At 66.3% G+C, this 13,478-nt stretch carries 13 protein-coding genes and 2 tRNA genes; 6 read left to right on the top strand and 9 right to left on the bottom strand.

From position 1 onward, the window contains the following. Window positions 1-132: 132 nt before the first annotated feature. Entirely contained in the window at window positions 133-3,132 is a 3,000-nt protein-coding gene (locus AQI70_RS06330) for a SpoIIE family protein phosphatase (protein WP_062145357.1), read from the top strand. 53 nt (window positions 3,133-3,185) lie between these two features. On the opposite strand, the gene AQI70_RS06335 is transcribed toward AQI70_RS06330, so the two are convergent. The 6 genes from AQI70_RS06335 to AQI70_RS06355 all read right to left on the bottom strand — a co-directional run bounded on the left by AQI70_RS06335 (window position 3,186) and on the right by AQI70_RS06355 (window position 8,462). Beyond that, entirely contained in the window at window positions 3,186-3,848 is a 663-nt protein-coding gene (locus AQI70_RS06335; RefSeq protein ID WP_062145359.1) for a hypothetical protein, read from the bottom strand. Window positions 3,849-4,098: 250 nt separating this feature from the next. Further along, a complete protein-coding gene (locus AQI70_RS37085) occupies window positions 4,099-5,142 on the bottom strand; it encodes an AAA family ATPase (protein ID WP_079051172.1) in 1,044 nt (347 codons plus the stop codon). Continuing rightward, window positions 5,139-5,711: a hypothetical protein gene (locus AQI70_RS39750; protein ID WP_079051173.1), complete on the bottom strand. Its 573-nt coding sequence runs from the start codon at window positions 5,709-5,711 to the stop codon at window positions 5,139-5,141. Before AQI70_RS39750 ends, AQI70_RS37085 begins: the two co-directional genes overlap by 4 nt. Further along, window positions 5,708-7,096, bottom strand: coding sequence for a hypothetical protein (locus tag AQI70_RS39010; RefSeq protein WP_159042624.1), 1,389 nt, complete (start codon window positions 7,094-7,096; stop codon window positions 5,708-5,710). Before AQI70_RS39010 ends, AQI70_RS39750 begins: the two co-directional genes overlap by 4 nt. Window positions 7,097-7,245: 149 nt before the next feature. After that, the gene (locus AQI70_RS06350; RefSeq protein ID WP_062145365.1) at window positions 7,246-7,716 is read right to left on the bottom strand and encodes an NUDIX domain-containing protein; all 471 of its coding nucleotides are present in this window, start codon (window positions 7,714-7,716) and stop codon (window positions 7,246-7,248) included. Between the two features lie 2 nt (window positions 7,717-7,718). Continuing rightward, window positions 7,719-8,462, bottom strand: a complete 744-nt coding sequence (locus AQI70_RS06355) for a helix-turn-helix domain-containing protein (protein ID WP_062145367.1) — start codon at window positions 8,460-8,462, stop codon at window positions 7,719-7,721. A gap of 107 nt (window positions 8,463-8,569) precedes the next feature. On the opposite strand from AQI70_RS06355, the gene AQI70_RS06360 reads away from it, so the two are divergent. From AQI70_RS06360 to AQI70_RS06370, 3 genes are all read left to right on the top strand, one after another. Then, complete coding sequence (locus tag AQI70_RS06360) at window positions 8,570-8,812, top strand: hypothetical protein (RefSeq protein WP_062146474.1); 243 nt, start codon at window positions 8,570-8,572, stop codon at window positions 8,810-8,812. A gap of 247 nt (window positions 8,813-9,059) precedes the next feature. Continuing rightward, complete coding sequence (locus AQI70_RS06365) at window positions 9,060-9,503, top strand: glycine-rich domain-containing protein (protein WP_062145369.1); 444 nt, start codon at window positions 9,060-9,062, stop codon at window positions 9,501-9,503. Window positions 9,504-9,572: 69 nt separating this feature from the next. Then, complete coding sequence (locus tag AQI70_RS06370; RefSeq protein ID WP_062145371.1) at window positions 9,573-10,409, top strand: protein kinase domain-containing protein; 837 nt, start codon at window positions 9,573-9,575, stop codon at window positions 10,407-10,409. 978 nt (window positions 10,410-11,387) lie between these two features. Here AQI70_RS06370 and AQI70_RS39540 read toward each other — a convergent pair. Next, entirely contained in the window at window positions 11,388-11,687 is a 300-nt protein-coding gene (locus AQI70_RS39540; protein WP_167358881.1) for a hypothetical protein, read from the bottom strand. On the opposite strand from AQI70_RS39540, the gene AQI70_RS06375 reads away from it, so the two are divergent. Beyond that, entirely contained in the window at window positions 11,676-12,215 is a 540-nt protein-coding gene (locus tag AQI70_RS06375) for a site-specific integrase (protein WP_244181497.1), read from the top strand. The genes AQI70_RS39540 and AQI70_RS06375 overlap by 12 nt on opposite strands. A 102-nt stretch (window positions 12,216-12,317) precedes the next feature. Here AQI70_RS06375 and AQI70_RS06380 read toward each other — a convergent pair. Further along, a tRNA-Arg gene (locus AQI70_RS06380) sits at window positions 12,318-12,390 on the bottom strand. A 185-nt stretch (window positions 12,391-12,575) separates the two neighbouring features. Beyond that, window positions 12,576-12,666, bottom strand: a tRNA-Ser gene (locus tag AQI70_RS06385). Window positions 12,667-12,834: 168 nt separating this feature from the next. On the opposite strand from AQI70_RS06385, the gene AQI70_RS06390 reads away from it, so the two are divergent. Further along, window positions 12,835-13,395, top strand: a complete 561-nt coding sequence (locus AQI70_RS06390) for an SSI family serine proteinase inhibitor (RefSeq protein ID WP_079051174.1) — start codon at window positions 12,835-12,837, stop codon at window positions 13,393-13,395. The last annotated feature ends 83 nt before the right edge of the window (window positions 13,396-13,478 follow it).

Consider the following 13,478-nt stretch of genomic DNA (forward strand, 5'->3'; position numbering starts at 1 on the left):
CTGACCTGACCGGCCCCCGGCAACACCCCTTTGTCACCCGCCTGTTGATGTCCTGTCGATTGCCCAGGTGAGGGCGGTGAGGATCTTGCGAAGCGTCGGTTCGGCCGCGGCCACGGCGGTAAAGTCCCCGGCATGAACGCTCGGCTGACACTGCTCAGCACGGTGGCCCCCGGTGTCGCGGAAAGCGAGGTCTTCCGGCTGGCCCTGCACCATGCGGTGGGCGAGCTGGGTGCTCTGGGCGGGATGGTTCATCTGCGGGGGCCGATGTCCGCGCTGCGTCTGGTCTCGGCGGCCGGGCTCCCGTCCGGCCTCACCCGGCCCTGGGAGATCATCGACGAGGAGGGCCCGCTGGCCCCGGCCCGTGCGCTGCACGAGGGCAACGGCGTGTGGGTTCCACTGAGTTCGACCAAGACGGCCGAGACCTCCGAGACCGCCGAGACCGCCGAGGCGGCCGAGACGGCCGACTCACCGGCCGCCGGCTGGCCAGGCACCGGCCTCGCCGCACTGCCGCTGCACAGCGGCGACCGCAGCACCGGCGCCCTCACCGTCCTGATGGGCGACGGAGGCGAACCGAGTCCCGGGCACTGGGAGTTCCTCCGCGCCGTCACCGCCTGGACCGAGGACCGTATGGTCCAGGCACCGCCACCGACCGAGCCCTGGCTGCCCGCGCAGCCGGAGCAGAACGGCGAGCGCCTGCGGCAGGCGCTGAAGGAGCTCAGCGTCGGCTCCTGGGACTGGAACATCCGCACCGGCGAGCTGATCTGGGACGAGGCGTCCCTGGAGCTCTACGGCACCCGCCCCGAGCACTTCACCGGCAAGGTCGACAGCTGGATGAGGATCGTCCACCCGGACGACCTGGCGGCGGCGCTGGCCGCGACGGACCGGGCGATCCGCAGCGGCGGCGTCTACGAGACCGAGTACCGGGTGCGCAAACCCGACGGCACCTGGGGCTGGACGCAGGCCCGCGGCCGGGTGACGTACGACGACAACGGCGAGCCCCAGCGGATGATCGGCGTGGGCTGGGACAGCAACAAGCCCCGCTCCGCCCGTGACGCGCTCGGCCGCGCCCTGCGCCATATGAGCGACGGCTTCCTCGCGATGGACGACGACTGGCGGATCACCTTCGCCAACCTGGAGGCCGAACGCACCCTGGGCTTCTCCGAGGCGGAGCTGATCGGCCGGCTGCTGTGGGACCTGCCCGCCGCCGAGCAGGTGCCCGGCCTGGAGATCCGCTGCCGGCAGGCCGCCGCCGCGGAGAAGTCGGTCAGCTTCGACGTACGGCTGCCGAACGGCCGCCTGTGCCACCTCCGGCTGGTCCCGGGCCCCGACGGCCGCACGATCTACTTCACCGACGTCACCGAGAAGCGGCGGCTGGAGGAGGAACGCAGGTGCGCGGAGCGCGCCGCCGCCGAACGGGCGACCCGGATAGCGGCGTTGACGACGGCGCTCGCCAAGGCGACGACCTCGAAGGACGTGGTACACGCGGTCGCCCGCGGGGTGCTGCCGCCGTTCGAGGCGACGGGCCTGGTGGTGCAGGCCGTGGAGGGCGACCGGCTGCACACCGTCGGATCCGTCGGCTACCCGGACGACGTCCTCACCCTGCTCGACGGCCGCGAACGCACCCGGTCCAGCCCGCTGTGGGACGCGATCCTGGCCGGCGCTCCGCTGTTCATGTCCTCCCCGCAGGAGTTCGCGGCCCGCTACCCCGAGCTGGCCGACCTGCCGGCCCGGGCCGGCAAGCAGGCCTGGGCGCTGCTGCCGCTGACGGCCTCGGGCCACACCTTCGGCATCTGCGCGGTCACCTTCGACCACCCGCGCCGCCTCACCGACGAGGAACGCACCCTCCTGACCGCGACCAGCGCCCTGGTCGCCCAGGCCCTGGAACGGGCCCGCCTCTTCGACGCCGAACACACCCGGTCCCGCGAACTCCAGCGCAGCCTGCTCCCCCGGGACCTGCCCGACCTCCCCGCGTGCACGGCCGCCGCCCGCTACCTCCCGGCAGGGCAGGGCATGGACGTGGGAGGCGACTGGTACGACATCATCCCGCTGTCGGGCGGCCAGGTGGCCCTCGTCGTCGGCGACGTCATGGGCCACGGCCTGCCGGAGGCGGCGACGATGGGCCGTCTGCGCACGGCGGTCCACACCCTGGCCGACCTCGAACTGCCGCCCGACGAGATCATGAGCCACCTCAACGACATCGTCGGCGCCATGGGCGAGGAGTCGTACGTGACGTGTCTGTACGCTCTCTACGACTCCACCACCCGCGTCTGCACGATATCCAGGGCCGGCCACCCGCCCCCGGCCCTGCTCCACCCCGACGGCACGGTGGTGTTCCCCTCCCTCTCGGCCGACCCGCCCCTGGGCGCGGCGGCACCCCCCTTCGAGACCACCGAGATACCGGTCCCCGAGGGCAGTGTGCTGGTGCTGTACACCGACGGCCTGGTGGAGTCGTCGAAGCGCGAGATGGACGAGGGCATGGCGGCACTGGCCGACGTACTCCGCGCATCTCACGCGGACGGCACGGCGGCGGACCTGGAGCACCTCTGCGAGCGGGTCACCTCCGCCCTCCTCCCCGCCGACCACCAGGCGGCCGACGACGCGGCCTTCCTGCTGGCCCGCCTGCACGCCCTGCCCACCTCCCACATCGCCTCCTGGCCCCTCCCCGACGACCCCAGGGCAGCGGGCCTGGCCCGCGGCCTCATCCGCGACCAGCTCGCGGCCTGGGGCCTGCAGGCACTGACCGCCACGACCGAGCTGCTGGCGAGCGAACTGGTCGGAAACGTCATCCGGCACGCCAGGGGCCCACTCCGCCTCCGGCTCCTCCATGGCGCCGACCTGATCTGCGAGGTCTTCGACGGAAGCCTGACGATGCCGCGGATACGCCGCGCGACGGAGACGGACGAGGGGGGCCGGGGACTACAGCTGGTCAGCGCGCTGTCGCAACGGTGGGGGACGCGGTACACCCCCACGGGTAAGTGCATCTGGACGGAACAGGCTCTGCACCCGCCGGAGCAGGGGCACGATGGACCGGCGGCCGACCCGCTGGAGCGCATGTTCCTGGGCATGGCGGGCCCGGGGGACGACTTCGACGGCGACCTGGACGCGCTGACGTTCTGGGACCAGGAGTTGTAGGGGCGGCGGTTGACGGTACAACGACGGGGAGGCCCGGAATCGGTCCGCGCCCCCTACGCGGCACCCACGGTCAGGGAGTAGTCCACGGCAACGGAGAAGTCCTGTGCCTGACCGCGAATCGCCAGTGTGTGCTTCCCGCGTTCCAACGGGGGCAACTGGACCCACAGGCCGCACCCGGTGGCAGCGAAGCGTTCGTCCGTGCCCGTGACGGGGTTGCCGGCGACGCCCTGCACGGAGATCGCCTCTCCTCGGATGATTTCCGAGTCGACCTTCTCGCCGTCCAGGACTGCGGAGCCCTTGGCCGTGCTCATGAAGTCGGCGCAGTCCGCCGGGTCACTCATCAGGTTCACCAGGGGCACCGCGACAGGAACCCCGGCAGGGATGCCGCACGTGCGCTCGACCCGAGTGCCGAAGGTGCCCGCCAGGAACCACACGTCCTGCGGCTGGTTGCGCGCGCACTCGCTGCCGTCCTCGTCAGCGACCGGGTTGGTCCGCTCGGGTTCCGACATCGCCCAGGTCCACCACCGGCTCTGCAGATCCGCGGGAGAGAGCCGGGCTTGCGCCGACGCCGGTGCGGCCGAGCCGGGCGCTGCCGACGCCTGCTCCGTCTCCGTCTCCGCCGAGCCCTCCGACCCCCCGGACGGGCTGCCCCCGCATCCCACCAGTGCCGCCAACGCCATGGTGACGAGTGCCGCTCCGCCGGTCCTGACCTTCATGGCTGCCCCTTGCCCCTCCCGTGCCGCACGAATGCCACGACCCCCCGGTCGCCGTGCGGTATGCGCGGCCACCCTATCCGCGAACCACCTTCTTCCGGACCGGCCGGTGACGCTCGTGATCGCGGATCCCTGGAGGCCGTCGTTGCCGCCGTCATCGCCATCACTCGGAGCAGGACCGCCTCCGGTCATCACATGGCGTGAGTGCCGGACAGGATGGCCACGGACCAGTGCACATCAGTGCCGTCAACCTTCACGGACAGGTGCTTCTGTTCGCTGGGCTCGGTGTGGACGCGGCCGATGGTGACCGGGTCACCGCATGTGATCTCGGAAGGGTCTGAATCTGGAAAGCCGCCGGTTCCAACTTGAAGGGGACAGGGCAGGGCCTCGTCTTCACCACGAAGAACGGCACCCCCATCGAGTCCCTGTAGCCGTCTGATCGGCTCCCCATCCGTGCCTCTGCCAAAGTCCTCTCTGCGTCAATGAGTAGGTCCCTATAGGCTTGCGTTTGCCGGTCGATCACAGGATCCAACTCTTCCCGCAGCGCGGTCAGCTCCTCCAAGGCCCGCTCTTGCTCCTCTACTGCTGCGTTGAGCTTTTCCATCACCTCCTCCCGCCCGCTAGTGTTGCTGTCGCGGAGAAAGTCTAGGACAGTTTCGAGCTGACCAGCAGCAACGTCAATTCTCCCATTTAGAACGTTCACTTGCGACTGCATGGAGAGGATCTCTGGATCCGTGAACCTAAAAAGGAGCTCGAATACCGCCTTCCGCTTTGGCTCGTAGTAACTGTCTCGACTGTCCGCGATATCCCTATTGATGGCATACTGTGGAACATATACGAACTTGAAAATATCACCAAAAGTAACACGACTTCCAGGCTTACTGCTTCTACTTTTCTGAGCAGCGGCGCGAACGTCGTCGGGGAATCCGAGCTTTTCGAGGAGGAAGCTATTGAAGCTGGACTCTCCGTCTCCTACGGAGTGGTCGGGGAGCCTTTCCCCAGTAGTCAAATCAGTTACTCGTACGTTCTTGCTCTTCTTTGCGTCCAGGCTGCGCACGATGAGGAACTGCTCTTTGCCGATACTGACGTCGATGGCGACATCGTGAACAGCTTCTGTTGCTACCGGTGCGAGCCGCGCCTCCCCTGCCGCGAACCCGTACTTGATGAGTTCAAGTAGAGTGGTTTTTCCCACTCCTGTGGGCCCCTCAAGCACCGTCAGGTCGGATCCGAACTCGTATCGAACCTGCCCCTCAGTGGTGTACAGAGAGAGTTCATTGATTCGAAAGTTCAGGGTCATTTGATTACCTGCCGATGCGGACGATCCATCAGGGTTTCGAGGCGCTGGTAGATGAGGTCTTTAAGGGCATTCCCAGTCTTGCCTGCTGACGCAGCGGCGATTGCTTCACTACGCTCGCTCAGCGCCCTCCAGTCGCGGGTCTTACTCATCTGCTCTGCGAGGCGCCGGCCCTCCTTGGTCGGAGCCAGAGCAACACTCCCTTTTCTCCCCTTGGTATACCGTAAAAGCCCACGACCCACCAAGGCGCCAATCACTGCATAGTATCGATCATCCCACGGCCCATATTTATAGCGCATCATCGGCGCTTCAACTTCTGTGGGGGCAGCTAGTTCCTCAGGGGAAAGATTAAGGCGACGATCAGATGCTGAGAGATCGTCAAGAACCTGCGCCGCCAAGGCTGGGTACCGAAGCAGAAAGTCCAATTTGGCAAGCTTCGTCAGACCATCAAGTTTCCCCGCATGTCCGGCCGCCTTGGATACTGCGTCTACGAGAAGAAGAACACGCGCCTGGTGATAGGCGAGGTCTTCTCTAAGTAATGCGAGCTTCAGATCATCGTAAGCAGAAGTCATGCCGCGCTCCCGCGGTTCTCTTCGCGGAGCCTGTCGAATTCCTCTGCCACATCGAATCGATCGCTGAACCATACCTGGCAAGCATTAGCGAGCTCACTGATTCCCCCAAGCAAGAGATCAGGATCCATCCCAGCAGGAATCCTCTCGGCGGGAATGGAGTCAAGTTCATCTTGTAGAAGGCGCCAGAACTCAAATCCCCAGATAGCTTGTGCACGTAGCGATGGAGTGTCAACCTTGTCACTCACTCGCAAGAGCAACCGCCGCAGTCTCTCGCGGTCGGCGAGCGCTGTGGGATCACCGGTTAGGCGGTCACGCCAATAACGCTGGTAATCCTTCCGCAGTTGCTCGCCGCGCTCAATACTGTTATCTGAGCACTGCCCCCTTTTCATTTTGATGGCCGCTCGACTCAACCTCACAGGAGACCCAAGGGACTCGTACGCGACAGGATTCGCGACGGCAGTCATGACGACGAGGTCGATATCCTGCATCGTGACTATGCGACCGGAGAGCTCCCTCTCCTTGTCAGCCGGCGTAGGCGGCCCTCCTCCGTTCACGAAGGCGAGCACTGGTGAAATGACTGCGTTGACTCGCGGTCCAGCGGCGCGCATACGGGTGTGGAAAATTCCGTAAACGGCATTCCATACGGATTCACAGGGTACGTCGTAACCCAGGTAATCCACGACGGGTTTCGCAAATTTACTCGGAGCAAGAAAACCAATATCCGCTCGCCTGGTCAAGCCGTGACGGATGTCCAACATAGAGAGGAAGCGCGCAACTTCCTCTTTTTGAGCTTCAGCGGATATCTCCTTGACATCCCCGTTTTTCCATTCAGGTGGGAGATGTTTTTCGCCGTGCGTATGAATAGCCGTGCGTAGTTTCGCAACCAACGTGGCATGTTCACCATTGACAGTGATCTGCTTGTCAGACAGTCGCATCTCACGAAGAGATTTGGTTACCGCCTCAAGGTCCTGAGGATCGCCGCTTAGGAGACCACCACTAGTTGCCAACCTGCAGGTCGGCTTCTCCTTCAGCGCCCGCCATCGCAGGAACAGGTGCGCCAGGCCGCCCTCATCGGCGAGCTGGTTCACGGTTCTGTACGCATCCATGGATGCGTCTCTGTGTTTGGCGGAGACGAGCTCTGCGGCGCCGCCTCGCATCGCAACCCAATCCTCGTGATACTCACAAAGGATTCGTCTGTCCTCGTCGTCGCTCAAGCGCTTGTTCGGCCCAAGGGCATCGAGGTAGAGCTGCAGGCCATCCGCAGCAGCCATCGCAGCCTGCCAGTCATAGCGGTCATGAGTGTTGGCCCCCGAGTCATCAGGTTGGGGTTCAGTGACCACCAGTTCTGCGGCCGTCGCCTCGGACTGCTCTGACGACTCTGACAACGCGCCCCCACACTGTCTCGGAGTAACAGTGGGTAGATCTTGGCACGCGACATAGCACAGGCGCAGCAGTCCGTGCGAAGACGACCTTGGATCAATCTGCAAGAGCATCTGTTCGGTGACCGCGCATCAAGCGGGTGCTGCGGATGCGATCAGCCGAGGTAGGGCCGCTCCCGGTGTTCCAGGAAGTGACGGATCCGGAGCCGCTGCGTGTGGTGCATCGGCAGCTGATCGATCTCCTCCGGCTGGATGAACCGCAGCTCCGTTGACTCGTCCGAGATCGCGAGCCGGCCCCCGACCACGCGGGCGGTGAAGCAGACGTTGAACTGCCTGCGCACTTCACCGTCCGAGTAGGCGATGACGTGGCGAGGGTCGGTGTACGTGCCCACGAGCCCGGTGATCTCTACGTCCAGTCCGGTTTCTTCCTTCACCTCGCGGACGGCCGTTCCTGGGAGTGAGTCGGTCATTTCCATGCCGCCGCCTGGCAGCGCCCACAGATCGTTATCCCTGCGGCGTTGAAGGAGTACGCGCCCTTCGTCGTCGGTGACCACGGCGGAGGCGGCGACCACCAGGCTGTTCGGCTCCGGTGCCGCTGGGTCGTTGTAGTACTCGGTCCGTGCCATAGTCACCCTTCTCGTATCGGCGTCGCGGTTTCCCACACCGCGTCGAAGCTGCTGGCGTAGGTGTCGAACATGCCGCCCTTCCCGCTGCGTCGGAGATGCCACACGGGAGCGCCGTAGGCGTTCACTCCCCAGACATGAGCATTGACCAGTGCTTGGTCATCCGCACGATAGATCGAGTTGTAGAGCGTGGTGGCATGGGTGCGCACCTCGATGCCAGGTACCCCGGCAAGCGGGCGGTAGTGCATGAGGGCGAGTCGGCAACGGGACTCGATCCCGTGGCCGAACCTCTCCTCCGCGCCGCGCTGTTGGACGTTCGCACTGTCCGGGTCGCCGATCGCGATACGGACCGCACACCCGTCGTCCGCTCGCTGTCGCAACAAGTCGTTGAGCCGCGGGTACGCCTCGTGCAGGAAGACGGCGGCGTACACCAACACGTCGATGTGCTCCTGAGCCTGGGTCAGCATGTCCACGAAGGTGGACACGGGGACGTCCGCCCGCTGGTCGTAGAGAGCCACAAGTTCCGGACTGACGGCGCGGGCAGGGCGTGCCTGCCGGAGCGCGGGCCATAGAGCGTGCACGTCTTCTCCAAGTATTTCCGCTGCCAGCATGGCCGTGGCACGGCGCGGCGTACGCCCCAGATTGACCCATCGCTCAACGGACTTGGGATCGACTTCGACCTTGCCCGCAAGGGCGGCGTACGTCCAACCGCCGGCCGCCATGGCAGCACGTAACCTCTCGTTCGGCATCCCAATCTCTCCTAACACTCAGGGACGGCACTAGGGACGTTCTACCCGACGCGGGACGTCCCGAAGTGGGGTTTGTCGGTGGTTCCGACGTCCTGGTGGGCGACGGGATGCTCGTCCGCATGGCGAGCAACCAGCAGACCAGGCCAGGCATCGGTGAACTGGCGAAAGACACTGCCAGTGGACGAATCGGCGTCGTCATGGGTGAGGTCGGCGCCCGGGTGCAGATAAGGCCCATCGGTGGCGGCGTCGAGTGGGACGCTCGGCCGGACGACGTGGTGGCACTGACAGCGCGCGAGGAACTGAGCGCCCGCCTTTCCATCAGGAACGGCAACAGCCGGGACGGGCTGTGATGCGCGCCATCGGCCGGTACGCGGGGGTTCTGTTCATCATCATGATCAGCGGGTCCTGTGACCTGGTGATCGGCATGGCCCTCGGTATCGGCCAGTAGACCGGTCGCCCCGAACGGGGTGCCACCTTCCTTGGGCTCCCCCTCCCCGTTCGGGGTCGGCCTTCCATTCCCCGGTCGTCATAGGCCGTGCCTCGGCGACCGATGCGGGCGCAAGTGCCAGAGCACAGCGACACTCAAGGAGTATTCGCATGACGGCAACGGCCAACGACCAGAGGACCGGCCGCGCGGTGGCTGGTGAGGAGCTGTTCGACAGCCTCACCCACTTCGTGATCGTCCACAACGGGCAGTCCCGCGAGCGGGCTGAGCGGATCGCGGACCAGGCGGTGGCCTTCGTGGTCACCGCTGCGAGCGCCACCGTCCCCATGGTCCCTTCGGACGACGTGGACCTCGGCCTGCACGCGCTCATCCTGCACACGAAGGAGTACGCGGAGCTGTGCGAGCGGTACGCGGGCCGCTTCCTCCACCACAACCCGAAGCCCGGCGGCGGGCCCCGCGACCCTGAGAAGGTCATTACCTCGGCGCGAGCCATGAAGGCGGCCGGGTTCATGGTCTTCGATGACTTGTGGACCGTGGACGGCAGGAACCTCGCGCAGTGCGACTCGGACTGTGGCCGTCCGTACGGTCAGGCGTAGCACACGACAGCAGCGACGCGGCCGGCCTCGACTCGTGGTCGGCCGCGTTCGCCCGGAAGGAGAAGCGAGTTGCCCGGCTCAACGCCTGAACTGCCGATCGTGGTGCTCGACGCGCTCATGCCCACGGCTCAGCGCCTGGTCCTCAATCGTCGGGGTTCCATGGTCTGGGAGGTGGAGGGTCCTCGGGGCCACCACGCTGTGAAAGTCGGCTATCCGATCGAAGCCACGGCCGACTGGCCCGCCCAGCCCTGGACTGCTCTTGCGCCTGCGCGCGAGGGTGTTGTGCTGTATCGCCTCGGCTTCACTGACTTCGCGTACGGCGAGTGGGAAGACGGGACGTGGAACTTCCAGCCATGGCGCGAAGGGCCGGACCTGTACCAACTGTGGGAGCCGTGCCGTAGGCCAGACTCCTCCATCGCACCGCACACCAGCGTGGCGCTGGGCTGCGTCGAGGCGCTGGCCGAACTCCATGCCAAGGGCTGGGCACACGGTGACGTACAGCCCGCCCACTTCATCGTCGGGCCGGAGCGGACGCACCTCATCGACCTCGCCCTTGCGCGGGGCGGACACGTGCCTGAGAGCTACGACTTCCCGTTCCGCGGCTGCCTCGTCCACTACGAGGCACCGGAGATCGCCCGGAGCGTACTCGACACCGGAGAGGCCGAGCCGACGCCGGAAGCGGACATCTACGCACTCGGTGCTTCCCTGCTGATCTCAGCCACGGGCTGGCGGGCGGTCGAGTATCCGGATGGCGCTCCGCGCCCTGTGCAGCGAGAGGCCGTGGCGAACGGTCGGCGTCGGCCAGTGAGGGCTCCTGATGAGCTAGGCGATTTGATCGACGCGATGCTCAGCCATGCTCCCGAGGATCGGCCCACCATCTACGAGGTGGGTAAGGCCCTGAGCTGATCCCGAAGCCTCGGTTCATCCGGCGCCTCTCGCGCGGCTGAATCCAACTACAAAAGACCGGACCACCGCTCAGCCTGGACAGCAATGCGGGGTGGTCCGGTCACGGAAGCCCTGATCAGGACCCCGGTGCCGATGGTATCGGGGTGGTTGGCATGCTCGAACGTGGGTGCGGCTGCGACAACCCCGGCCTCTTGTTGTCGAGTCAGAGGGGATGACTGTTGCAGTTCGGCCAATTGAAGCCCAGCTCGGACCTGAGCCACCGAAAGTCAGCCACGATGGCGGGGGTGCCGACTGAGCACCCGTCACGTGTGTTTCCAGCAACCCCCTACCAACCTCAGCCACGCTTCCTTCATGCGTCACGGCCCTCGTCTCCATCCCGGCCTGGACGTTGTCGACTTGGCCGCCTGACGCCTGGGCTCTGCCTGCGCCTCGACGGTCATCCGGCTGTGGAGCGTGGCCGGTTGGGCGGCGTGGCCGCACTTGGTCGGTCTCGGCCTGGTCCTGGTGCTCGGAGTGGTCGAGTTGCTTCCTGGTCCAGCTGTCCGCCTTGGCGATGCTGCGCGCTGAGCGGCGGGGGGCCGCCGGAGCGGTGGCGGAGACATGGAGCGGTGGCGGCCACGGGCCGCCAGCGCGCGCGGCCCGCCGCAGGCGGGCCGCCTTGATCCAGTAAAGAAAGTCTGCACAGCTCCGGCGCCCTGGGCTCGTGGCCGGTCGCGGGGCCATGCGCTGACCTCGCCTTACCATCCGTTCCGCTACTTCGAAGCCGCTATGACCTGTTATGGCCGTATTAATGGCCATTGGTTCTGACGGTCGGCGGAACTTATCCACAGCCTGGGGGCTGCACAGTTCTCGTGATGAGCAAGGGCAGCACCCGCCACCCGGCGTTATGAATTCTGTATGCACTGGTCTGCGAGATGAGGGCCACGGTGGCAAGACTCCGGCGCGAAACCAGCGAGATGCGGCAGGAAGTGTTCCAGCTCAGGGCTGCGGCTGCTGGGCCTTCTTCAGGGCCTCGACTTCCCGGCGCAATTCCTGGTGCGCCGCGCTGAGTTCGCGAACCTCGTCGCGCAATGCGATGAGCACTTCGGTGAGGGATGGCTCGGCGGCTTCGGGGCTGCCAGCCTCCCCCTCGCGGGAAATGCCGTACGCAATCTTCGCGCCTCCGGACACTCCATCGCCGGGCTTCCCCTCTCCGGCCTCATCGCCCGACTCGCCTCGACCCTTCTTCGCCAGGTACCAGGCCGGCTGGGGCTGCGCTGGTCGGACGTGGACCTTCACGAAGGTGTGCGCACCGTTCGGCAGGCCCTACAGCGCGTCGGCGGCGAACTGCTGATCGTCACGCCGAAGACTCAGCGGTCGGCCCGTCGTGTGGCCCTGCCCTCTGCGTGCGTGACGGCGCTCCGTGCTCAGCGCGCCCAGCAGATCGCCGACCGGAAAGCCGCCGGTTCCAACTGGAAGGGGACAGGGCAGGGCCTCGTCTTCACCACGAAGAACGGCACCCCCATCGAGCCGCGCAACCTGAACCGGTCCTTCGAGGCGCTGTGCGTCCGCGCCGGAGTCCGTAAGGTCCGCTTCCATGACCTGCGCCACACGTGCGCGTCCCTGCTTCACGAACAGGGCGCCGACGCCCGCATGATCATGGAAGTCCTGGGCCACAGCTCGATCCGCGTGACCATGGACATCTACACGTTCGTACGGCTCGACTCCCAGCGCTCCGCCTTTGATCGCGTCGGCGACGCGCTGAGGGCTGACGGCAACGATCCGGACGATGATGACGGCGCGGCCGGTGCCCCTGTAGCCGTCTGATCGGCTCCCCATCCGCCCTCTGAGGCGGTTGCCGTCAAACACGGCCGTCAAGGCAAAAGCCAGAGGCCCTGTAGATCACTCCACAGGGCCTCTGGTCTGCTGTGCACTCGGCAGGATTCGAACCTGCAACCTTCTGATCCGTAGTCAGATGCTCTATCCGTTAAGCTACGAGTGCTTGTTCTGTTTTCCCGCCGCTCCCGGCCCTTCCGGCCCGCTCGCGGCGACAGGAAGAACATTACATGACTGCCGCCGCCATGTGAAATCCGTTTGCCGCACCCCTTGTGACCTGCGGAAACGCCCCGAGGAGCCCGCGCAAACAGCGAAGCCCCGGTCCAGTGACCGGGGCTTCGTGATCAAGCGCGGAGGCGGAGGGATTTGAACCCTCGATGGGCTTTAAGGCCCAAACCGCATTAGCAGTGCGGCGCCATAGACCGGACTAGGCGACGCCTCCAGCACAGCCGCTCGCGCGAGCGCGAGTGGTGCGTGCAGATGATGACACAGTCGAGCGCGGTGTCACCAATCGCCCCCCACGGTACTAGGCGGGGAGGCCGCAGGGCAAAGCCCTTCTCCGGCGTGGGCGCGGGCGCAACGTCCGAGGGTGCGCGGCGTTAGTCAGGTCATGTTGCAGGTCAACCGTTCCGCCCGTGCCGCCCGTGCCGCTCGTGCCCCTCGGGGGCGAAATCTGCGGCGGGTTCTCTTCGCCGCCGCCGGTTCCGTCGTCGCCGGCACGTCCCTCGCCGCCGTGCCCGCACCGGCCGCGGCGCTGCCCGCCCTCACACCGCCGTCCCTCACACCGCCGTCCCTGACGCCGCCGTCCCTCCAGGGCCCGGGCCGGTCCGGTGATCACCTCACCGTGACCGTGCGGAACGGCGGTGGCGGCGGGCCGGACCGGACGTACGAGCTGTACTGCCATCCGGGCGGCGGCGATCACCCGGACGTGGGCGGGGCCTGTGCCGCGCTGGAGCGAGGCACCCGGTGGGGCGAGGACGCCTTCGCTCCGGTACCCGAGGGCAGCTTCTGCACCATGCAGTACGGCGGGCCGGCCACCGCGCATGTCACGGGGACCTGGGCCGGGCGCCCCGTGAACGCGCGGTACGACCGCACGGACGGGTGTCAGATCGCCCGGTGGGACCGGCTCGTACCGCTCCTTCCCGACCTGCGGCAGAAGGGGCAGTCGTGATCCATGCCCCCGTTCGTCGGGGAAGCAGGGGGTCCGGTACGTGTTCGTACAGGCTTTCCAAGGGGGAAGCACCGGCTCCGTAA

This window comes from Streptomyces curacoi (assembly GCF_001513975.1).
Lineage (GTDB): Bacteria > Actinomycetota > Actinomycetes > Streptomycetales > Streptomycetaceae > Streptomyces > Streptomyces curacoi.

Coding starts and splice junctions, on each gene's coding strand:
- AQI70_RS06390 (WP_079051174.1), top strand. CDS start 12,835: ATGTTGCAGGTCAACCGTTCCGCCCGTGCCGCCCGTGCCGCTCGTGCC.
- AQI70_RS06330 (WP_062145357.1), top strand. CDS start 133: ATGAACGCTCGGCTGACACTGCTCAGCACGGTGGCCCCCGGTGTCGCG.
- AQI70_RS39750 (WP_079051173.1), bottom strand. CDS start 5,711: ATGACTTCTGCTTACGATGATCTGAAGCTCGCATTACTTAGAGAAGAC.
- AQI70_RS06335 (WP_062145359.1), bottom strand. CDS start 3,848: ATGAAGGTCAGGACCGGCGGAGCGGCACTCGTCACCATGGCGTTGGCG.
- AQI70_RS37085 (WP_079051172.1), bottom strand. CDS start 5,142: ATGACCCTGAACTTTCGAATCAATGAACTCTCTCTGTACACCACTGAG.
- AQI70_RS06365 (WP_062145369.1), top strand. CDS start 9,060: ATGACGGCAACGGCCAACGACCAGAGGACCGGCCGCGCGGTGGCTGGT.
- AQI70_RS06360 (WP_062146474.1), top strand. CDS start 8,570: ATGCTCGTCCGCATGGCGAGCAACCAGCAGACCAGGCCAGGCATCGGT.
- AQI70_RS06355 (WP_062145367.1), bottom strand. CDS start 8,462: ATGCCGAACGAGAGGTTACGTGCTGCCATGGCGGCCGGCGGTTGGACG.
- AQI70_RS06350 (WP_062145365.1), bottom strand. CDS start 7,716: ATGGCACGGACCGAGTACTACAACGACCCAGCGGCACCGGAGCCGAAC.